Source organism: Rhodococcus opacus B4, assembly GCF_000010805.1.
GTDB classification, from domain to species: Bacteria; Actinomycetota; Actinomycetes; order Mycobacteriales; family Mycobacteriaceae; genus Rhodococcus_F; species Rhodococcus_F opacus_C.
On sequence record NC_012522.1, the window covers coordinates 6,009,518 to 6,033,230 of the forward strand.

The 23,713-nt window shown below is 68.4% G+C and carries 6 protein-coding genes; 4 read left to right on the plus strand and 2 right to left on the minus strand.

The window, feature by feature from the left end; all coding sequences use genetic code 11:
* Window positions 1-502: 502 nt before the first annotated feature.
* Window positions 503-3,352: a helix-turn-helix transcriptional regulator gene (locus ROP_RS27365; protein WP_015889265.1), complete on the minus strand. Its 2,850-nt coding sequence runs from the start codon at window positions 3,350-3,352 to the stop codon at window positions 503-505.
* A 289-nt stretch (window positions 3,353-3,641) separates the two neighbouring features.
* Between ROP_RS27365 and ROP_RS27370 the strand changes: the two genes are divergently transcribed.
* The 3 genes from ROP_RS27370 to ROP_RS27380 all read left to right on the plus strand — a co-directional run bounded on the left by ROP_RS27370 (window position 3,642) and on the right by ROP_RS27380 (window position 5,727).
* Window positions 3,642-4,082 (plus strand): hypothetical protein, encoded by a 441-nt coding sequence (locus ROP_RS27370; protein WP_043825417.1) that lies wholly within the window; start codon window positions 3,642-3,644, stop codon window positions 4,080-4,082.
* A 161-nt stretch (window positions 4,083-4,243) separates the two neighbouring features.
* Window positions 4,244-5,497 carry a S8 family serine peptidase gene (locus tag ROP_RS27375; RefSeq protein WP_015889267.1) on the plus strand — a complete coding sequence of 418 codons (1,254 nt, stop codon included), beginning with the start codon at window positions 4,244-4,246 and terminating at the stop codon, window positions 5,495-5,497.
* Entirely contained in the window at window positions 5,494-5,727 is a 234-nt protein-coding gene (locus tag ROP_RS27380; protein WP_015889268.1) for a hypothetical protein, read from the plus strand. Before ROP_RS27375 ends, ROP_RS27380 begins: the two co-directional genes overlap by 4 nt.
* A gap of 19 nt (window positions 5,728-5,746) precedes the next feature.
* Here the strand turns inward: ROP_RS27380 and ROP_RS27385 are convergent, their stop codons facing one another.
* Window positions 5,747-7,639: a DUF4012 domain-containing protein gene (locus ROP_RS27385; protein WP_043825419.1), complete on the minus strand. Its 1,893-nt coding sequence runs from the start codon at window positions 7,637-7,639 to the stop codon at window positions 5,747-5,749.
* A gap of 229 nt (window positions 7,640-7,868) precedes the next feature.
* On the opposite strand from ROP_RS27385, the gene ROP_RS27390 reads away from it, so the two are divergent.
* Window positions 7,869-23,630 (plus strand): non-ribosomal peptide synthetase, encoded by a 15,762-nt coding sequence (locus ROP_RS27390; protein ID WP_043826842.1) that lies wholly within the window; start codon window positions 7,869-7,871, stop codon window positions 23,628-23,630.
* The last annotated feature ends 83 nt before the right edge of the window (window positions 23,631-23,713 follow it).

The window sequence follows — 23,713 nt, forward strand, 5'->3', positions numbered from 1 at the left end:
GCCGGCATGCCGTCGTGCCCGGAGCCGGGGCGCGACCTCACCACACCGTCGCCCCCAACGACCCCGCACACCTATCGCAGTCGGCAATAACCAACTTCAAGCACGCACGGTAGAGATAGCCCACCGTCCGCACCGACACGACCAACCCATCACCCCTTCCGCCGATTCGACAAACCAGCCGCAACCATCGACCCCCACCTCCAGCTCACGGCCCGTCAGGGGAGTGGAGCCTCCACCAAAGCAGGAGCCCGACAAGTGGTTGCGGCATCCCGGCAGGCTTCCGCGGCTGCAGCGCATTCGATCGCGCGCCGCCTGTCACCGGCACGCGAACAGGCGATCACTGCCGCAGCGTTGGGCGTCCATGGCCTCCGGCAGAGTGACTGCAACATCGCGCACAGGGAGTTTCGTTACGGCGGCCAAGCGGCGGGGATCGTCGAAGGCATACCTCCCGGGGCGATGCTGAGTTCTCGGTACGCGCAATGACAGCAAGCTGAACGCTGCTCTACGCCACCTTCCGAACATCCAGTGCCCGGTAGTGGTAGCCGTCCTGCGTTCCGCTCACCACTTTCTCTGGTTCGAACGTCACATGCTGTCCTGGCGTCAGCGAATGAACGCCCGAGCCGGCGACGTTCCTAGCGTGCGTCCACGCGCCACCGGGAGTTGCGTCGGAATCGATCACGCCGCAGCCCTCTTCGTCGCTCCAGGTGCGGACGGTTCCGGTGATTCGGTCGGCGTGGATCCGTGGTGTCCCCATCGACTCTGCAAGCCCGTTGCGATCGGCAACGTCGAGCTTCATGCACGCACGGTAGATATGCCCCTCCACCGTCCGCACCGAGACGAACAACCTTTCGGCAATCTGCCGGTTCGACAATCCAGCCGCGACCATCGACCCCACCTCACGTTCACGACTCGTGAGGGGGAGTGGATGAGCGGCCTCCACCAGGGCGGGAGACGACATGTGATCGCACCGCGCCGACAGGGCCTCGGCCGCGGCAGCGCACTCGATCGAACGCCGCTTGTCACCAGCATGGGTAAACGCGATCGCCGCCCGCGCATACGCGTCGGCGGCATCCGGCAGAGCGCCGATCCTCTCGAACTCGGCCGCTGCCGATGTCACACCGCATCCGTGCCCTGCCGCGACTGCCGCCGCATGCCGGGCAACGATGTCGACAAGTTCGCCGTCGCAGATGCCGGCCAACTCTGCGAGACGCGTCGCGGTAGTCGTGTCACCGAACCGGGTGGCCAGGTGAAGTGCCACCGCCTCGATGCCGAATTGCCCGGACTTGCAAGCGGACTCTGCAGCCGAACGCGACAGATCAACAGCCCGCGACGTTTCGCCTCGTGCGGCGGCGAGCCACGCCTGCGACATCGTGAGCTGGGGACCGAACACGGCCACGTGCCGGCCGTTGCGGGCCTGCGCTGCCGTGATGATCCCGTCCGCCTCGTGAATGCGACCGAGTTCCGCATACGCCTGACCGAGTGCGATATAGGCGGGGAAACTCCACGAAATGGCATCGGCCGTATCGCCCACGTTGAGGGCGGCGATTGCCTGCTCGAGGCGGTGTGCGGCGTCGGTGAACCGACCGCGACACAATTCCACCGTTCCGACCAAGATGTTCGCGAGGCCCCACGCAACATAGCGGCCACTCGACGCCAGCGACAGGTACTTCTCGGCACGCCGCTGCGCCGCGGCGAACTCGCCGGTCAGAGTGAGCGCGAGAATCTCACCGTGTGCGGCCGGGAAACGCAGCAGTCCGTCGATCTGATCGGCCACCGCAGCGCTGCGCGCCGCCAGTTCCGGCACCGAGTCTCCGCGTCCCATCAGTGCCAGCGACAGCCCGCCGCCGAAGAACGCCCACTCGACCGCCCACGGCAGCACCCGGTCGGCGGCCAGGATCGCCGTCGCCGCCGCGGCGGCCTCCTCGGGCCGGTTCTCGAACACCGCACACACCGAGCCGATTCCCTCGATGATCGGCACGAGACTGGGATGCGTCACCCTCTCCCGGAGAACCGCGAGGACGTCGTCGGCCTTCTCCGACTCGCCGCTCGCCCAGAACAGGTTGGCGATTCGCGACGTACCCCAGCGCACCAGTTGCACCTGGTCCAGGCTGTCGGGCGCAAAGGAGAGCAACAGCGATTCGGCCTCCGTCGCGTGCCCCTGCCACAACAGGGCCCGGGCCAGGAGGTCGGCGGCCTCGAATCCGCCGGTCTCGGCGAGGGCGGCACGTGCGAGACGCTCTCCCAGCGGCACATTCGCCAACCCGATCGCATCCTCCGCCGCGGTGGTCAGCAGTTCGGTGTCTACGGACCGGTCGCTGTCGAGGGCCAGCTCGGCCAGGCGAATCCGATTGGACGCTCCGACGACGGCCCGGCCGCTCAGGGCCTCGACGAGCTGACCTCGCAGCCGCCGGCCCGCCGCGCGTCCCACCCGGCGTCGGATCACCTCACCGAACAGTGGATGCGTGTAGCGGACGTCGAGGCGGTGTCCGTCCTCGACGATCCTGACGAGGCCGCGTCGCTCCGCCTCCTCCACCGCGTCCTCGCCCGCCAGCTGACCGAGGATGTCCAGATCGAGCGGCTCGCAGAACGTGAGTAGCTGCAGTGCCTGCAGCACGTCGTGGGGAATCTGATCGATCCGGTGTTCCAGCAGGGATGCCAGTTCGGACGTGATGGCGGCCCGCCCCCGCAACTGCCACACGCCACCGGACCGGCGCAGCGTCCCGGCTTCGAGGGCGCCCTCCACCAGATGCCGGACGAACAACGCGTTGCCGCCGGACGCCTCCCAGATCGTGTCTGCGCTCAGCCCCTCGAGGGGGCCGTCGAGTACGGACTCGATCAACTCGATGCTCTGGTCCCGGCTGAACGGCGCCAGTTCGAGCCGCTGGAGGTGACCGTCCTTCCACAGCGACGTGATCGCGTCGGGCACGGTCTCACCGTTGCGCACGGTGGCGACGATGTGCACCGCCCGGTCGAGTGCAAGCTGATGGAGGAACGTCGCCGAGAGCTGATCGAGGAGGTGCGCGTCGTCGACGCCGATCACCACGTCGCGACTGTGGCCGTCGTCGAGTAGCGCCTGGCGCGCCGCGGACAGGAAGGCGACCGGATCCCGGGAGGTGGACGCGCCGACCAGATGGGCGAACACGCCCAGCGGGATGCTCCGCGCCGATTCGGTGCCCGCCACCCACTTCACCTGACGTGGCAGCGACTCGGTGGCGAACCGCGCGAGGGTGGTCTTGCCGACGCCGGGATCGCCCGTGAGGACGACACCGCATCCCCCGGACCGAGCCGTGAGCGACGCGGTGATCGCGTCGAACTCGACTTGCCGCTGAATCAGAGGCCACGTCGGACCCATACCGGTAAGTCTAGTTTTCTCGCGGCACAGGTGACAGCACTGCAGCGGCATTGGATGAGAGTTGGCCAGCGCACCAGCGCAATACAAGCACGGAGTTGCTTTGGACCGCAAAACTCCGGAGCCGTCGAGGGATTGAGCAGCGGGACGCGGGGACGAGTTCGGTTTCGCGATCGACCGCGGGCAAGCCTCGCGCGATCGGGTAGGACGCTACTCGCGAGAGTAGCCGCAATCTCGGCCACGCTGAATGGGTATCGCGGAAAGTTATTGCGTCGAACTACAGGAGAACGTCATGACCGCGCGGCCGGAGCCCTTCTTCAGTTGGACGGCGCGACGGGTCGAACTCGACGGGCTCCGCGAATCCGAATCCGCCGTTCTGGTGTTGGACGAACTCGTGCCGCTGGGAACCGGCACGGCGCGACTGGTCGCCACCCGCGACGACGACGCCGATGTCGACTACCTTGCGCTGATCGTCGGCGACGTCGCCGGCGGACACGACATCGTGGTTCGCGGCGTCGACGAAGAAGCCCTCCTCATCGAGGGCAGTCGATCCGAATCCTCACCGGAGATCCTGATCGGAGTACGAACCACACCGAGCATCTGCGGGTGCTCTTGTGAGCGGCACATCGACAGCCAGTTGTGCGTCGACGGTCCCGTCCGGACGATGATCGCGGCGGTCGGCGTGAGGTCCGTCGTCGTCGACTGGTATCACGCCGACGCCGCGGTCGCGTGAACCGAACTACTCTCCTCGCCAGATCGGTCCCCGCACGATTCGGGTAGCCCGCCACTCGCGAAATTCGGGACCACGTGCCGGACCGTAGAGGACATCCAACGAGCGCCACCCCGGCGCAGCACTTCCCTCGACACTCATCCCTCGCAGCCAAGGACGACATCGTGATATCACACGGAAATTCATACGGCGACAACGACGGCGACAACACACTCGCCGCCCCCTCCGAACCCGAAGTCACCGGCAGCCACGTCGTCGTGTTCACCGAAGGCGGCAACCGGACGGACGCTGCACAGACACTCCGCGAGGTTGCCGGGCTGTCCGGCGTGGCACGCAGCACCGAGTTCGAATCCAGCGCGATGGACCTGTCCGCGACCGAGGACGCGGACGCCGTCGTGTTCGACGAACTGGGGATTGCGGTGGTCACCGCCGATCCCGATCAACTCGCGGCGCTGCGTGCGGCCGCGGCCACCGACAGCCCGGTGCTGTCCATCGAGCCCGAGCTGATGCACTACGCGCTCTCGATCGGCACCGACCCACGTGTGGAGGCCGAAGCGGCGAGCTTCGGCGACACCGCGGAACTCACGTGGGGACTGCAGGCCACGAAGGTCACCACGTCGGCATGCAGTGGGTTCGGCGTCAAGGTCGCTGTCCTCGACACCGGCCTCGATCTGACGCACCCGGATTTCGAAGGCCGCGCCATCACAGCCCAGTCGTTCGTGCCGGGGGCCGGACCGCAGGACGGGCACAGCCACGGCACGCACTGCGTCGGAACCGCCTGCGGACCCAAGTCCCCGAGCGGCACCCGCCGCTACGGTGTCGCCCACAAGGCGGACATCTTCGTCGGGAAGGTGCTGTCCGATCAGGGACGCGGAGCCGACCGTAGCATCCTCGCCGGAATCGAATGGGCGATCGTCAACGGCTGCCAGGTCATCTCGATGTCCCTCGGGGCGAACGTCGAGGCGGTATCCGTGGCATACGAGACGGTGGGCAGCCGGGCACTCGCGTCCGGGTCGCTGATCGTCGCGGCCGCCGGCAACAACGCGAACCGCGCGGCAGGGAACATGGGATTCGTGGGTCCACCCGCGAACAGTCCGTCGATCATGGCTGTCGCCGCGGTGGACGGGGCGCTCGGGCTGGCCAACTTCTCGGCCCGCAGCAACCCCGTCATCGGCGGTCAGATCGATGTGGCGGGGCCCGGGGTGGGCGTGTTCTCCACCGTCCCGGTTCCGACGCGGTACGGCTCGAAGAGCGGGACGAGCATGGCCACCCCGCACGTCGCGGGCATCGCCGCCCTGTGGTGTGAGGCAACCGGACGCACGGGAACCGACCTGTGGGCCGTCCTCACCCAGCAGGCCCGTCGGCTGATGCTGCCGTCCCTCGACGTCGGATCGGGATTGATCCAGGCACCCGCATGATCGACATCACCGTCACCGTCGACGCCGACCACCTCGACACCATCGAGGCGGTCGGCGCGGCGCTGCGGGAACGCGGAATGCGTGTCGATCAGGTGCACGGCACCATCGGAATCATCTCCGGCGCGGTCGGGGAAGAGGAACGCGCGGTGCTCGAAACCGTGCCCGGCGTGCTGTCCGTCGAAGCGGAGAACACCGTTCGGATACCGCCGCCCGACGCGAACCCGCAGTAGCGGCGGTACCCGAACGGGATCAGCTCCCGCAGTTCGGCACGTCGACCGTGACGTTCGGCGAATCCACCAACGGCTGCACCGGAACCCGCGCCTCCCCCGGCGCGGCGGGCTCGGTGAGCTGGTAAATGACCTCGGTTGTCTTGCCCCGGGGGATCATGGGTCGGACGTTGAACACGGGATGTCCGAGTTCGCTTCCGGTGAAGACGAACTGCTGAGCACCGTTGACCGTCACCTTGTCGAGGGTCGCGCCCCGAGTGGCGAGCAACGACAGGTCGACCGAATTCGTGCCCTTCGGCGTGTTGCCGACGTTCTCGAACATCCCGGCGACGTAGTCGGGGAACTCGCCCGCAGGGGTGTTGTTGGTCAGGCGCACCGTGACGGTCGACGAGCGGGTGTCGCCGGCGCAACTGTCGGCCACGTACGAGATCTCACGTGTCAGGTAGTAGTCGAGCTTGTTGCCACCCTGGTTGTTCACCACGACCCCCGCGTATGGCGCCGCATCCTCCGGAACGACATTGCCGACCTTCGTCGTCGAAAGCACCTGCTGGAGTGCCGGGTCCGCGCTCCACACGGCGATGCGTCCCTCGCCGGCGGCCTTGCCCAATGCGTCGAGCAGGGCCTGCGGGGACGACAGCTTGCCGGTCATCTTGTCGACCACCCGAGCCGCGACCGTCTGCAAGTACTGCTTGCGCGCCTTGTTGTCGTCGGCGAATCGCACATACGCGGTTGATTCGGTGAGCTCGACGACGTTGTCCTTGGTGATCACCTCGCCGTCCGGCATCGTGACCGGACCGATGGCGCCGAGAACATAGCTGAGGGCGACAGGGTCGGTCGCGACGACGCCGTCCACCTGCTCACCGGATTCCTGTGCCCACAGCGACTTCCAGATCTGCGCGGCATACGGGAAGTGGGAGCTGAGGTTGCTGTTCCGGAAGTCGGTGGTGGGCCGGCTGGCGCCGTACCGTGCGTCGAATTCGGGACCGAGATCGAGTGGTTGCTTGTCCATCGACAGCTCCGAGTTCGCGCCGAGCGTGTCGACCTTCGCCGATCCGTCGCTGGCGCGGACGATGCCGAATCCACCCAGCAGGCCGCCGGTTCCACGTGCCTCGGCGTTCGTTTGGAAGCCGAGGAAATAGTTCCGCGGGCCGTCCCCGCCGAGCATCGCCGGCACGACCTTTGCGGCGATCGCGGTGTTGCCCAGCAGCTTCGACAGTTCGGCCGTCTGATCCTGCAATGCCGTTCGGGCCTCGTTCACCAAGCCGAGATACGCGGCCTCGTCGATGGAGCGCGCCTGATTCGACAGTGACTGCGCGGCAGTGGATGTCTGCTCGAGTACCGGGGTTGCGTCACGCAGCGACTGCACGTTGACGCGGCCGCCACCCTCGATCAGCTGATCCGGAGCCAGCGTGCTTCCGGCGTCCACCGCCGGAGTCAGGACGTCGTGGGTGAGCCCCCGCACGACCTCGGAGATCTGCTGAGAAGTTGCCAGCGGGCTACCGAGTATCGGGATGGCGGCGGAAATGCTCCACGGGATCGAATGCGTGTTCTCGTAGGCCCGCGACGCGTACTTGTCGGCGTCGGCCGCCGACCGCTGCGCGTCGGCCGTGTTGCCGTCGAGCAGGGCGTCCTTGGCGAGCTGCGCGTGACCGCGCGCCTCCTCGAGATTCGCCTGCGCCTCGCGGGCGGTGAAGCCCAGCCACGCGCCGAAGGCGACGACGACCACGACGGCCACCGAGCCACCGATGATCACGCGGCGCCGCAAGCGATGCGCCCGTACCTGGGGTTGGTGTGTCCGGCGTTTACGGACACGTCGAAGCGGGGTGTCGCCTGCCGACTGAGCTCCGTCGTCCGAGCCGCGATTGTCCGGGCCTGACGTGCCGAAACCCGACGGGCCCGTGACGTTGTCGTCCATTGCTGCTCGGCTCCTGTCTGAGGGTGTGGAGAGATTATCGTGACGTATCGCTCACCGCCGCCCCTCGTGTGGAGGGCGGATGATTTGCCCAGTATTGTCTAGGGCGGGTAACGAACTACGCGGTGCCCACGATGTAAGTCCCGTCGAGGCGCTGCCTCATAATTTTCGAGGTACGGCTGAGTGGCGGGACAGATGCGTGTCAAGGCCCTATGAGGGCGGGGTGGGGGAAGTGAATCCTTTCCCGCTTTCGCGTGCGCAACAAGCGCTGTGGTTCGCTCAGCAGCTCGATCCCGACGTACCCCTGAATATCGCCCAATACGTCGAGGTCCGCGGGATCCTCGATCTCGACGCATTGGTCGCGGCCACTGAGCGCGCCTGCCGTGAACTGGAGTCCCCTGTCATTCGGTTGGTAGACGCGCCGGGGGAGCCATGGCAACTGGTGGATCAGAGCATCAGCGATGCTCTCACCTACATAGATCTGCGTGAATCCGACGACCCGATTGGTGATGCACACCGCTGGATGATCGAGGCGTACAGCCGACCGCTCGATGTGCTCTCCGATCGGATGATTGCGGCCACGCTGCTGCATCTCGGCGTCGACCACTATTACTGGTACTCCCATGTACACCATCTGGTGATGGACGGGCACGGCGCGATGGTGCTGATGAACCGAGTCGCCGAGGTCTACACCCACCTCGTTAACGGAACCGAGCCGCCGCCGCCGTCCGCGCTGAGTCTGCGAGAACTGTACGAGGCTGAGGCCTCCTACCGCACCAGCAGCAGGTTCACTCGCGATCAGGATCACTGGAAAGAGCGTATGGCGGAGTTGCCGGACCCGCGGCGGCTGACCGAGCGGACGGCGCGTCCCGTATCCCAGGCTCGGCTCGTCACTCGGCTGATGGACTCGGCGATCGCGACGCGCGTCGGGGAACTGGCAAAGCAATGGACCTCTTCCGAGGTACCGGTAATCGTCGCTGCGTTCGCCGCCTACATGGGTCGGATGACCGACTCCACTGACGTGGTTCTCACTCTCCCCGTATCGGGACGCACCACCGCCGCCGTACGGCGTTCGGCAGGCATGGTTTCGAATGTCGTGCCACTGCGGGTGCAGGTCGATCCGGACGTGGATGCTCGCGAGTTGGTACGTCGAGTGCAGTTGGAACTGACCGGAGCGCTTCGGCACCAACGATTCCGGTACGAAGACATGCGGTCCGGGGGCGGTGATTCTGCTCGGCGTAGCTTCGGCCCCACCGTCAACATCATGAACTTTCACAACGAAATCGTTCTCGGCGACCTGGTGGGCGAGTTCGCGGTCCTCACCACCGGCCCCGTCGACGACCTGTCGCTCAATCTCTACCCGTCGGTGGCCGGACGTACCGTGCGCATCGATTTCGAGGGGAACCCCGGCTTGTACAGCGCCGAGGTTTTGAGCGATCACTACTCCCGATTCCTGGAATTCCTCGACAACTTCGTCGGGCCCGGGTGCGACGGTCCGATCGGGGACCTCCCGATTCTCAACACTGATGAACTAACAGAATACGTCCCGTGCGTCGGACCGTCGGCACCCGCGCCCGTGACGTTGGCGTCCCTGCTGCGCTCATCCGATCCGTCGGCGCCGGCAGTGAAATATGCCGGTGCGGAGATCACTTACGGCGAGTTGGACGCCCGTTCGAACCGATTGGCACGCCGACTGATCGACCACGGCATCGGCCCCGAGGACGTCGTGGCCGCATTGCTACCGCGGTCGGTCGAATCGGTGGTCGCGCTGTGGGCGGTGGCTCGCGCCGGTGCCGTGTACATGCCAGTCGACCCCGGATACCCCGCAGACCGGATCGCGTTCATGCTCGCCGACTCCGGTGCGGCGGCGGCCCTGGCCCTCGATGCCGACGGCGTTCCCCAGGGTGTCTCGTGGATCGACATCGATGACCTCCCCGGGTCTTCAAATCCCGTTTCCGATACCGATCGCGTGCATCCGCTGTCGCTAGACCACCCCGCCTATCTGCTCTACACCTCTGGTTCGACCGGCGCACCCAAGGGCGTGGTGGTCACGCACCGGGGGCTCGCGGCCCTGTCCCGGGCTCGCGATGACGTCTATCGCGTCGACACCGCTGCTCGTGTGGCGCATTTCGCGTCGCCGTCCTTCGACATCTCGATCGAAGAATTACTGCTCGCATTCACTGCCGGCGCGTCCGTCGTGATCGTGCCGCCGGAGGTGTTGGCCGGCGACGAACTGACCGAACTGCTGCGGCGCGAACGTGTCACTCACGCAATTTTCACCCCTTCCGTCGTCGCGTCGATCACTCCCGCGGGGTTGCCCGATCTGGTCGTCCTCGACGTGGGTGGAGAGGCACTTCCCCCCGAACTGGTCGCGCGTTGGGCCGCCGGCCGCACCATGGTGAACAGCTACGGTCCCACGGAAGCCACCGTGACGACGCTGCTGAGCGGATCACTCGGCGCCGACTCGACAGTGTCCATCGGTCGTCCTGTTGCGGGCACCAGCGCCCTGGTGCTCGACAGCAGGTTGCGGCCGGTGCCCATCGGCGTGGTGGGGGAGTTGTATCTCGCAGGTCCTGCTTTGGCGCGGGGGTATGTGGGTGCGCCTGGGTTGACGGCCGAACGCTTCGTGGCCAACGTGTGCGGTTCGGGGCGGATGTATCGCACCGGTGATCTGGTGCGGTGGAGTGTTACTCGTGAACTCGAATTCGTGGGTCGTGTCGATGATCAGGTGAAGCTTCGTGGGTTCCGGGTCGAGCTCGGGGAGATCGACGCGGTGCTGATGTCGTTCGGCGGGGTCGACGCTGCGGTGACGGTGGTGCGTGGGAATGTGCTGACGTCGTATGTGGTGGGACCGCGGTTGCATGGGGAGTTGCTGCGGGAGTTCGCGAGTAAGCGTTTGCCGCGGTACATGGTGCCTGCGTCGGTGACGGTGTTGGGTGAGTTGCCGCTGACTCGCAGTGGCAAGGTGGATCGTGGGGCGCTGCCGGAGCCGGTATTGCCGTCGGTTCGCTCGCCGCGTGGCCCGCTCGAGGAGTTGGTGGCAGGGGTGATCGCCGACGTGCTGGGTGTGGGGGAGGTGGACGCGGAGACCGACTTCTTCACGCTCGGCGGCAACTCGCTGTCGGCGACGCGGGTGGTGTCTGCATTGTCCGCCGCCTCCGGCGTCCGCCTCGGAGTGCGGGAGCTGTTCGAGCAGCCGACTGTCGCCGGTCTGGCCTCCATCCTCGCCAAAGGTGGCGAGCGGCGTCCTCCGCTCGAGCATCGTCCCGGCCGGGGACCGGTGCCGCTCGCGCCCGCGCAGCAGCCGCTGTGGGTGCTCGACCGGGTCCAGCCGGAATCCTCGGCATACGCCGAGCCGTTTGTCGTGGATCTCGACGGCTACCTGGACGTGGACGCGCTACGGCTTGCTCTGACCGACGTGGTCGGCCGCCATTCCGTGCTGCGCACCGTCTTCCCCGAAACGGATCACGGTCCAGTTCAAGATGTCACGGCCACTACGGTCGACCTGGTCTCGTTGAACCCGCACGAGATCTCCGACTTCACCGCGCGTGGGTTCGATCTGACTGCAGAACCGCCCATACGGGTGGGCTTGTGCACGCACGAGCCGGATCGGCACACACTCGCGATTGTCGTTCACCACATCGCTGTCGACGGGCTCTCAATAGCCCCACTCGTGCGAGACGTGACCTCGGCCTACGAAGCGCGGTCGAATGGCCGGAGCCCCGACTGGGCCCCGCTACCGGTCGATTACGCCGACTACAGCCGATGGCAGCGCGAGCTGATGGGTGACCCTGCGGATCGCGGCAGTCTGGCATCCCGTCAACTCCACTATTGGACGACCACACTGGCAGACGCACCCACGCTGCTGGGATTGCCGACCGACAGGCCGCGGCTTTTCGGCGACGAGTCGAGCGCCGGGCAGGTGCGGTTCACGGTGCCTGCCGAGTTGCACCAGAAGATGGAGACACTCGCACGCGAGAAGAACTCGACGACATTCATGGTGCTACACGCGGCACTGGTCGTTCTGCTGCACAAGCTCACCGGTACCGACGACATTGTTGTGGGAACTCCGACGTCGGGACGCACCGACCCCGCCTTGGACGAGGTCGTCGGGATGTTCGTGGGCATCGTGCCATTGCGCAGCCGAGTGAACCCGCGTGTCGTGTTCACCGAACTGCTCGCATCGGTGCAGTCGACGGATCTGGCGGCGTTCGCGAATTCGGACGTGCCGTTCGACATGATTGTGGACGCGGTGACACCAGCCCGATCTGGCGGCCACCATCCGCTGTTCCAGGTGATGTTCGCCTTCCAGGATTTCGCCGACGTTGCCGTCGAGCTTCCCGGGATCAGAAGTCAGGCACGTGAAGTCGGCACACGCGTCAGCCGTTTCGACCTCGAAGTGTCAGTACGCGAACGACGTTCCCAGGGCGGCGGCCCCGGTGGGCTGACGGGGACGATGGCCTTCCCCGAGGCGCTGTTCGACCAGGAATCGGTTACACAGTGGGCCGAGCGACTGCTGCGTGTGCTGACGGCATTGACGGATGAGTCCGACATGCCCGTCGGAGCCATCGATGTGCTGAGCGCGGAGGAGCGCGCGTTCGCGCTGTCGAAAGCCGAAGGGGAAGCACTCGAAACCGACTCGCTTGCCGACCTTCTCGACGTGCAGGTGGCTCAGCGTCCCCACGCCGTCGCCGCGACTTTCGGCAGCGCAAACCTGACATACGCCGAATTGCATCGCCGTGCGGAAGAACTTGCCTGCCGGCTGCGCGACGTGGGCGTAGCAACGGAAGACGTCGTCGCCGTCGCGCTGTCACGGTCCATCGACCTGGTGATTGCCATCGTTGCCGTGGCGAAGGCAGGCGGCGTCTACATGCCCGTCGACGTCGACTACCCCGCCGAACGCATCCGTTACCTGTTGAGCGATGCGTCCCCTGCGGCGCTGCTCACCAGCGAAGCCGATGCCGAGCGCCTTCCAGCAGTCGGCGTCCCCACCCTCATGGTGTCTTCGTCCGTGAGCGCCGACCACGCGCGGACCGTCGGCAAATACGCACGCGGGCGCGGCGCCTACCTGATCTATACCTCGGGCTCGACCGGGCAGCCCAAGGGAGTGCTCGTCTCGCACGCGAATGTGCTGTCGCTGCTGGCCAACACCTGTGCGGAGTTCGGATTCGGACCTGGGGACGTGTGGACCCTGTTCCACTCGTTTTCCTTCGACTTCTCGGTGTGGGAAATGTGGGGAGCGCTCACCACCGGCGGCCGGTTGGTCTTGGTCGATCATTTCGTGGCTCGATCGCCCGACGAGTTCACCTCGCTGCTCGAGCGCGAAGGTGTCACGGTTCTCAATCAAACGCCCTCCGCATTCGCTCAACTCGTCGACCGAGAGTTGCCGCTCAGCCTTCGACTGCTGATCTTCGGCGGGGAGCCCCTCGGTGCTGCAACGGTTGCTCCGTTGCTGGAGCGGCGCCCGGACATCCGAGCCGTCAACATGTTCGGCATTACGGAGACGACGGTTCACGTCACCCGTCACGATGTGACGGGCGTAGAGACCCGGCCCTCCGTCGGCGTCCCGCTGCCGGGAGTCCGAGCGTATGTATTGGATGCGTCGCTGCAGCCTGTGCCGCCGGGGACCGTCGGCGAGTTGTACGTGGCCGGTACTCAGGTGTCCCGCGGGTACCATCAGCGGCCTGCGCTCACGGCTGCCCGCTTCGTCGCGTCGGTGGACGGTGGACGCATGTACCGCACGGGCGACCGGGTCCGCCAATACCCGGACGGAACCATCGACTACATCGGTCGTGCCGATTCCCAGGTGGAGATCCGTGGTTACCGCATCGAGCCGGGGGAGATCGAGGCCGCACTGTTGCGGCACCCGTCTGTCGACGCCGCCGCGGTCGTATTGCGGGACGCCGCGCTCGGCAACCAATTGGTGGCGTATCCGGTCACCGCATGCGACGCGGCCATCCTGTACCGCCACCTCAGGGCAGTCTTGCCGGAACATCTGGTTCCAGGCGCGATCGTTCCAGTGACCGCTCTCCCGCTGACGGTCAACGGCAAGCTCGACGTGAAGGCGCTGCCGGAACCGGGCGTCGCGGCGGCGGACGGGCAGGGCACCCACACTCCGATCGAGGATGTGGTGGCGGATGTGTTCACCGAGGTGCTCGGCGCCGCCGAGATGGGGACGCGGCACAATTTCTTCGACCTGGGCGGCAATTCGCTGCTCGCCACCCGGGTGTCGGCGCGGGTGAGTGCGGTGTTCGACATCGACGTGACGGTGAAGGACGTGTTCGAGGCGCCCACCGTCGCCGAGTTGGCGTCCCGGATCGAGGAGCGTTCCGGTGGCGAGCGTCGACGCCCCCCGCTGCGGCCCGCGTCGAGCGTCGGGCGCATTCCGCTGTCGCCGGCGCAGCAGCGGATGTGGTTCGTCAACCAATTCGACACCGGGGCATCGGGATACAACCTTCCGCTCGTCGTGCGCCTCGACGGCGAACTGGACGTGCACGCCCTGGCGTCCGCGGCCTCCGACCTGATCGAACGGCACCACACTCTCCGCACGGTGTACCCGTCCGATGCCGAGGGCGTGCACCAGGTCGTGCTCGACGCGGGCGACGTCCCGCTGGACCTGACCCCGATCGCGCTGCCCGAGGATGCCGTCGACGCGCACCTGCGCGCGTTCGTCGACAGCGGATTCGACGTGTCCGTCGACGCACCCATCCGGTCGCGGCTGTATCGCGTCGGGCCCGAATCACACGTGCTCGCGCTCGTGGTGCACCACATCGCCGCCGACGCGTGGTCGCTGACCCCGCTGATCCGCGACACGATGACGGCGTACCAGGCGCGGCTCGACGGCGGCGGCCCCGAATGGCCTCCACTGCCGGTGCAGTACAGCGACTACAGCGTGTGGCAACGGGCCGTCCTCGACGACGCATCCGCCGACGCGCTGCAGCAGTACTGGCTCGACACCCTCGCAGACCTACCCGAGCGGGTCACCCTGCCGACAGATCACCCGCGCCCCGCCGCGGTCTCCGGTCGGGCAGGCACGGTCGGCATCGAACTCGACGAACAGCTGCACGACGCGCTGAACACGCTGGCCCGCAACGGTCGGGCCACCACGTTCATGGTGCTGCACGCCGCGCTGGCGGCCGTCCTCTCGCGGTACAGCGGCAGTCGCGACGTGCCCATCGGCACCGCCGTCGCCGGGCGCACCGACCCGCAACTCGACGACATGGTCGGGATGTTCGCCGGCACCCTCGTGCTGCGTACCGCTGTGGACCCGTCGGCGACCTTCATGGAGCTGCTCGCCCACGTACACGAACGGGACATCGCCGCCTACACACATGCCGACATGCCGTTCGAGACTCTTGTCGAACTGCTGAACCCGGCGCGGTCGACGTCGCATCACCTGCTGTTCCAAGTGGCTCTGTCGATGCAGCGGAGCCGAATCGGCCAGGTGACGCTGCCTGGGCTGACGGTGACGCCCGTGGGTGACGTGGTGGACCGGGCGAACTTCGATCTGCAGTTGACCGTCACGGAATCCGGGCCCGGCGGTCGGATGCACCTCGACTTCGGTTACGACGCAGACCTGTACGAGCACGCGACGATCGAACAGTTCGCGTCGCGGCTGGTGCGGTTCCTCAGTGCCGTCGGCGCAGACCCTCAGCTTCCCGTGGGCGACATCGACCTGTTCGACGCCGCCGAGCGTGCCGCACTGGTGCCCGCCGTCGGTCCCGCTGCCCCCGCGCCGTCGACGCTGCGCGAGATCCTGACCCGGGGCGTCGCCGTCGCTCCCGACGCCGTTGCGGTGATCGGTGGGGGCGTCGAACTCTCCTACCGTGAGCTGGACGCTCGCTCCGACGTCATGGCACGGGAACTCGTCGAGAACGGTGCGGGGCCGGGAATCCTGATTCCGTGGGCCGAGCCGCGGTCGGTGGACTCGGTGGTGCGGCTCTGGGCCATCGCGAAGACCGGCGCGGCCCCCGTTCTCTTCGACCCCGCCCGCACCCCGTTCCCCCCACGTGAGTGGGAAAGTGTGCCGGGGCACGCTTTGCCGCTCACGGGGGAGGTGGCGTACGTCGTCTATACCTCGGGAACGACGGGCACACCCAAGGGCGTCGTGGTCACTCACGACGGGCTCGCGGCCCTCGACGCCGACCTGCGCGAGCGGTATGCCGCCGGCCCCGGCTGCCGGATGCTGCACCGCGGCGCGGCCGGGTTCGACATGACGCTGCTCGAGGTCCTGGTCGCCGGGGCGTCGGGAGCCACCCTGGTGATCGCATCGGACGCCGAATACGCCGGCCCGCCGCTCGCCGACCTGATGGAACGCGACCGCATCACGCACGCGTGCATGACACCGACGATCCTCGCGACCCTCGGCGAACGGGACCTTCCGGATCTGCAGGTGCTGATGGTGGGCGGTGAGCGACTCGGCAGCGAACTGGTGAACCGCTGGGCCGCCGGGCGCCGCGTGTACAACGCGTACGGTCCCGCCGAGGCCACCATGTACGCCGTCGCCACCGGACCGCTCGCGGTGGGGGAGCCGGTCTCGATCGGCGCACCCGTGCGCGGTGTGTCAGCGCTGGTGCTCGACGACCGGCTCCGCCCGGTCCCGCCCGGCGTGCCCGGGGAGTTGTATCTGGCAGGCGGCGCGCTCGCCCGCGGTTACGCCGACCAACCAGGGCTGACGGCGGAGCGGTTCGTCGCGGCCGAAGACGGCGCACGCGTGTACCGCACCGGCGACCTCGTGCGCTGGCGGGTGACCGCCGCCGGACACGAGCTCGAGTACCTGGGCCGCAACGACTCTCAGATCAAGATGCGGGGAGTGCGCGTCGAGCCGGCGGAGATCGACACGGTCATCGCGCGGCTCGCCGACGTCGTCTTCGCCGGCACCGTCGTGCGCACCACCGGCGCGGGCACCGAGATGCTGGTGTCGTACGTGCTGCCGACCGGCCACCTCGACGTCCACGACCTGCGACGCCGCCTCGCCGAATCGCTGCCGGCGTATCTCGTGCCGACCGCCGTGGTGATGCTCGACGCCGCGCCTCCCACCGTGAACGGCAAACTCGACCTGCGGTCGCTGCCGATGCCGGAACTGTCGGTCGCCGAGGACGAACCACCGCACACCGACACCGAACGCGCGGTGGCATCCGTGTTCGCGGACGTTCTCGGACACGAGATCGTCGGCCGCGGGACGCACTTCTTCGACGCGGGCGGCAACTCTCTCCTCGCCACCCAGCTGACGGCGCGGCTCACCGACTCCGTAGGGCATGTGGTGCCGCTGCGCACCCTGTTCGCGCACCCGACCGTCGCCGAACTGGCCGAAGCGCTCGACGACGCGGTCCCGGAGACGGACCTGCGTCCCGTCCTCGTCGCCCGCCCCCGACCGGACCGCATTCCGCTGTCCCGCAGCCAGTACCGCATGTGGGTGCTGAACCGCACCGACCCCGGGTCGCCGACGTACAACCTGCCCGCCACCGTGCGGATGGACGGCGCACTCGACGTCGATGCGCTGACCGCCGCCTTCGAGGACGTGATCCGGCGGCACGAGACACTGCGGACGCGGTACCCCGTGGACGGCCAGCCCTACCAGGAAATCCTCGAGCCGGCCCCGCTCGACCTCCACCCGGTCGACGTGCGCGATCCCGACGAGTTCATGGAGCAGTTCGCCTCCCGCGGATTCGACCTGACCCGGGACCGCCCGATCCGGGTTGCGCTGCTGCGCCTGCACCCGCAGAGCCACGTGCTGGCCGTGAACATCCATCACATCGCCGCCGACGGATGGTCGCTGACCCCGCTCGTCTCCGACGTGCTCAGTGCCTACGCCGCGCACTGTTCCGGGATTGCGCCGCACCAGGATCCACTGCCCCTGCAGTACGCCGACTACGCCGTGTGGGAGCGGGAACTGCTGGACGGGGACTACGGGCAGCGCCGCGTCGAGCACTGGCGTCGCGCGCTGGACGGCGTCGACAGCACGGCGCCGCTCCCGACCGACCGGCCGACGAGTACGACGGCTCGGGCCGGCGTCGTCGCATTCGACGTGTCGGCGGATGTGCAGCAGGCGGTGCACCAGTTGGCGGCGCAGCACCACGCGACACCGTTCATGGTGCTGCACGCGGCGCTGTCGGTGGTGCTGTCGAGGCACGGCGCCCAGCCCGACGTCGTCGTCGCCACCGCCGTCGCGGGTCGCGGGGAGCGAGCACTCGATTCCCTCGTCGGCATGTTCGTGAACACGCTCGCGCTGCGGGCACAGGTGCTGCCGGACATGCCGTTCACCGGGCTCCTCGCGCAGGTCCGGGACTTCGACGTCGACGCCTTCGAACACGCCGATGTGCCGTTCGAGGTGGTCGCCGGGCTGCTCGGCGGCCGGACCCCGCAGGTCGCCCTGGCCCTGCACAACCTGCAGATCCCCACCGTCGAGGCCGCGGGCATGACGGTGACGGCCGCGGAATTCGACACCGGAACAGCGAAATTCGACCTCCACCTGACGCTCACCGAGACGTCGGACGACGGTGCCCCCACCGGAATGCGCGGCGCCGCGGTGTACGCGGACCTCTTCGACGAGGCGTCGGTACGTGCACTCGTGAGCAACCTGGTAAGAGTGCTCCAGGCCGTCGGCGCCGACCCCGACCTGCCCGTGGACGACCTCGCGCTGCCCGGCGCGGAGCCGCTCGTCGGTGCGGAACCTGCCGACGAGCGCACGCTGGCCGAGATCCTCACGGCCACCGCCGCCGCGTTCCCCGACCACGCGGCCCTCACCGACGGCGACGTCACCCTCACCTACCGCGAGCTGGACGAGCGTTCCGACGCCAGGGCGCGCGAGCTGACGGCGCTGGGTATCGCGCCGGGCGACGTTGTTCCGATCGACCTGCCGCGGTCGCCGGACTTCGTGGTCGAGCTCTGGGCCGTCGCCAAGACCGGTGCGGCCTTCAGCCCCGTGAGCGGTTTTGGTAGCCAGAGCAACCAGAAGTGCGCACGAGACGTGGCGTACGTGATCCACACCAGCGGCTCCACCGGCACACCCAAGGCAGTCGCGGTCACCCATCGTGGGCTGGGACCGCTCACCGCCGAGGTGGTGCGGCGGTACCGGGTGGGCCCCGGCGACCGCGTCCTGCACGGCTACAACCCGGCCTTCGACGCCGCGCTGCTGGAGATGCTGCTCGCGTTCGGATCGGGAGCTTGCCTGGTGGTGGCGCCCGCTGACGTCTTCGCCGGGGCCGAGTTGCATCGGCTGCTGGTCGATCAGCAGGTCACGCACTACCTCTCCACCCCGTCCGTCCTCGCCACGCTCGACCCGCGGGGGCTGGAGCCGGTGCGCGTCGTGGGGGTCGGCGGCGAGGCACTGAGCCCCGAACTGGCCGCCACCTGGTGCGCCGGACGGCTCCTGCTCAACGCCTACGGCCCGACCGAGTCCACGGTGGTCGCGACGCTGACCGAGATCGATCCGGCGTCCGCGGGAGGTGCGGTGACGATCGGGGCCCCGATCCCCGGAACGACCGCGCTCGTACTCGACACGAGGCTTCGGGCCGTCCCCGTCGGCGGTGTCGGTGAGCTCTACCTCGCCGGACCCGGACTCGCCCAGGGGTACCTCGACGCACCCGACCGGACGGCGGAGCGTTTTGTCGCGGCGCCGGGTGGAAGCCGCATGTATCGCACCGGCGACCTGGTGCACCGCCGGGCCGACGGCACCCTCTCCTTCGCCGGCCGGGTCGACCGCCAGATCAAGCTGCGCGGCATGCGCATCGAACCGGCACAGGTGGAGGCCGCCCTGCTCGAACTGCGCGGCGTCGAGCAGGCCGCCGTGTCGGTGCAGCGACACGACCTCGTCGCCTTCGTCGCCGGAACGGACCTTGATTCCCGGACTCTCCGAGAGGAACTGACCGGCCGCCTGCCCTCCTACCTGGTTCCGCCGCGCATCGTCACGATGGACGCGTTGCCCCTCACCGCCAACGGCAAGCTCGACGTCGCCGCGTTGGACGACTGGGACGACGACGTCATCGCGGCACCGCCGCGCACCGCCGTCGAGGAGATGGTGGCCGGAATCTTCGCCGACGTCCTCGGTTCCACTCGAATAGGCGCCGGGCACAACTTCTTCGACGCGGGCGGCGACTCGCTGTCGGCGACCGCGGTGACGGCCCGGCTGTCCGCGACGTTCGGCGTCGACGTGCCCGTGCGGGTGTTGTTCGAGAACCCGAGCCCAGCCTCGCTCGCAGGCTGGCTGGGCAGCCGGGCGTCGGGAGTCCCGCGGCCGGCGCTCACCCCACGCCCGCGCGGGGCGCGGGTGCCATTGTCTCCCGCGCAGCAGCGCATGTGGCTGCTCAGCCGGGCCAACCCCGATACCGCCCTGCACAACATGGTGTTCGTCACGCGGATCGGCAGCGACGTCGACGTCGACGCCCTCCGGCTGGCCCTGCGCGACGTGCTGCAACGGCATGCGGTGCTGCGCACGGTCTTCCCCGTCGACGCCGAAGGTCCACACCAGCTGGTTCTGCCCGTCGAGGCCGTGACCGAGGACGTCAGCGCGGAAGCGGGCTTTTCCGTCGACGCGTGGAGCACAAGGCCGTTCGATCTCACCACCGAGACCCCGGTACGGGTGATGCTGCGGCACAACGGTACCGGAGACTACACGCTCGGCGTCGTGGTTCACCACATCGCGCTGGACGGCGGTTCGATGGGACCGCTGCTCGCCGATCTCGGCACCGCCTACCAGTGCCGTCTGGACGGGTCGGCGCCGCAGTGGGCGCCGCTGTCCGTCGACTACGCCGACTACGCGATCTGGATGCACGAACTGCTCGGCGCCGGCTCCGACCCCGCCAGTGCGGCCCGCGCCCAACTCGACCACTGGGCGCAGGTGCTCGCGGGAGTGGGCGCCCCGCTCCCGCTGCCGACCGATCGTCCCCGGCCGGAACTGTCCAGCCACATCGGGTCGAGTGTGGAATGGACCCTCGACGACGACGTGCGGGAGCGCCTGGGCTCCCTGGCGCGGACTCGGGGAACAACCGTGTTCATGGTGCTCCACGCGGCACTCGCGGTCCTTCTGGCGCGCCTGAGCGGGCACTCCGACGTGGTGGTGGGCACGGCAGTCGGGGGCCGTCCCGACCCCGCGCTCGACGCCGTGGTCGGCATGTTCGCCGGCACCGTCGCACTCCGGACCCCGGTGTCGCCTGCGCAGTCCTTCGAGGACTTCCTCGCCGACGTCCGCACCGTCGACCTCGACGCACTCGCACACGCCGACATCCCGTTCGACGAGGTGGTGGCGCATCTCGCCCCGGAACGGTCCCCGGCATACAACCCGCTGTTCCAGGTGATGCTGACGTACCAGCGTGCCGTCGAATTCCCGCAACTGTTCCTCGGCACCGACGAGTGCCGAACCGACACGCAGGCAACGGAATTCGACCTCGCCTGGGACGTCACCGACGCGGCCGACGCGCTGACGGTGCGACTCGACTACGCCACCGATCTGTTCGACCGGCAGACGGCACAGACGCTCCTGCGCCGGTTCGCCGCCGTCCTCGACGCCGCCCTCACCCACCCCGCGGCGGCCGTCGGCGACCTCGAGATCCTGGGCGACGCCGAACGCGCCCACCTCGTGCAGGGACCCCGGACCGGGAGCACGCCGCGGACGCTCCGCGACATCCTGGAAACCCGGGCGCGCGCAACCCCGTCCGCCGTCGCGGTGATCGACGGCGATACCGAGTGGAGCTACCGCGCACTCGACGAACTGTCGGACCGCTGGGCCCGCGCGCTCGCGTCCCGCGGCGTCGGTCCCGAGGACGTCGTCGCGGTCGCGACACCCCGCGGCCGGCACTGGCTCCTCGCGGTGTGGTCGGTGACCAAGGCCGGTGCGGCGTGGATGTCGCTGGATCCTGCCCATCCCGCCGAGCGGCTCGACTGGATGCTGACGGACTCGGGTGCCATCATCGGGCTGACCGCCGGTGGCGTCACGGATCTGCCGCGATCCTTCGACTGGATGAGCCTGGACGAGCAGCCCACCGGCGACGCGGACCCGGCGGCGCCCGACGTGGACAACGCGGCGTACGTGATCTACACGTCGGGGTCCACCGGCCGGCCCAAGGGTGTCGTCGTGACGCACCGCGGGCTCACCGCTCTGCTCGCCACCCCCGCATACGACTCGGGCACAGACTATTCCGGCTCTGCGCGAGTGCTGCAATTGACCTCCCCGACGTTCGACGTGTCGGTGTTCGAAATGCTCTGGGCGGTGTCGCTCGGAGGTGCCCTCGTCGCCGCACCCGCATTCGGCTTCGCCGGTGACGAACTGGCCCGGTTCCTGACGTCGCAGAGGATCACCCACCTCACGCTCACCCCGACCGTGCTGGCCTCCCTCGACCCCGGGCGTATTCCTCCGTCGACGGTCGTCGTCGGGGGAGAGGCGCTGCCCGCGGACCTCGCCGACCGCTGGTCGCGGCGGCACCGGCTGTTCAACGCGTACGGTCCCACCGAGTTCACCGTCGACGCGTCCGTCGCGGGCCCCCTCGAACCCGGCCGCCCGATCACGATCGGACACGCCCTCGACGGCAACGCCGCGTTCGTCCTCGATGCGCGCCTGCACCCCGTGCCCGACGGCGTGACGGGCGAACTGTATCTCGCCGGCAGCGGCATCGCCCGCGGGTATGGAGGCCGAAGTGACCTCACCGCAGGACAATTCGTCGCGCATCCCTACGGCAAGCCGGGGGAGCGGCTGTACCGCACCGGCGACCTCGTGCGGCGGGACCCGAACGGGGCACTGGACTACCTCGGACGCAGCGACTCCCAGGTGAAGATTCGCGGAATCCGGGTGGAACCCGCCGAGGTCGACGCCGTGCTCCTGCGGCACCCCGGTGTCGAATTCGCCGTGACGATCGCGGTGCCGACGCAGACGGACACCGTGCTGGCGTCCTACGTCGGCGGCGCGGGGGACCTCTCGGCCCGGGCACTCGCCGACTTCACCCGCGGACGGCTGCCGCGGCACCTGGTCCCGGCCCCGGTGACCGTAGTGGACGCACTGCCGCTCCTGCCGTCGGGCAAACTCGACCGCGCCGCGCTGCCGGCGCCGGCGATCGAGATCGTCGAATCCGCGCTGCCTGCAGGTGAACTCGAAGGGGCGATCGCCGCGGTGTTCGCGGAAGTGCTGGGCGTCGCAGACGTCCCCGCGGACGAGGCCTTCTTCACCCTCGGCGGAACCTCGATGGGAGCGGCCTCGGTGGCAACCGAATTGCGCCGCCGACTGGACCGCGACGTGCCCATCGAATGGATCTTCACCGACCCCACGGTGCAGCGCCTGGCCGCGCGGATCGACGACGGCGCCCGGCTCGACAGCTTCTTCGACACCCTCGTGGAACTCCGCCCCGGCGGTGCGGGAGCGCCCCTGTTCTGCGTGCACCCGCTCAGCGGATTGGCCTGGTGCTTCAGCGGTCTCGCCGATCACGTCGGCGACCGTCCGCTGTACGGCATCCAGGCGACCGGAGTGCCGGACCTGCCCGGCACGCTGTCCGCGCTGGCCGCCCGGTACGTCGACGCGATCCGGGTGGTCCAGCCGGACGGCCCTTACCACCTGCTGGGTTGGTCGCTCGGCGGAACCGTCGCCCACGAGATGGCGGTCCAACTCCGCGAATCCGGCCACGAGGTGGCGGCGCCGGCACTCCTCGACACACTGCTGCCGCAGCACCTGCCACCCGAACCGGAAACCCTGACCGAGGACGAGTTGATCGCGCAGTTCGGCTCGTACGTGAGCGCCGACCGGCTGCGGGAGATCCGGGCCCTGATCGAGCGACTCGAGCTGATCGCATCGACCCACAGCCCCCGGCGGTTCGACGGCAACCTCGACCTGTTCGTCGCCGCCCGGGACCTGGACCGGCACCCCGACGTCGTCGACGCCTGGCGTGAGCACGCCGGCGGCGTCGTCACCGCACACCACATCGACACCACCCACTCCGAGATGGCAGACCCGGGACCGCTCGCCGAGATCGGCCGACTGCTACGGAGATCGGGGGACCACGGCGGACCGTGAGGGCACGTGACGCCGACAGTGGACCTCATCACTACGATGTAGCGATTCAGTCGGGTCAGAACGATGTGAATGACAGCTCGATC

What these genes read in the sequence shown, in the direction of transcription:
- ROP_RS27370 (WP_043825417.1), top strand. Translation starts at nt 3,642, where the DNA reads ATGACCGCGCGGCCGGAGCCCTTCTTCAGTTGGACGGCGCGACGGGTC.
- ROP_RS27385 (WP_043825419.1), bottom strand. Translation starts at nt 7,639, where the DNA reads ATGGACGACAACGTCACGGGCCCGTCGGGTTTCGGCACGTCAGGCCCG.
- ROP_RS27365 (WP_015889265.1), bottom strand. Translation starts at nt 3,352, where the DNA reads ATGGGTCCGACGTGGCCTCTGATTCAGCGGCAAGTCGAGTTCGACGCG.
- ROP_RS27380 (WP_015889268.1), top strand. Translation starts at nt 5,494, where the DNA reads ATGATCGACATCACCGTCACCGTCGACGCCGACCACCTCGACACCATC.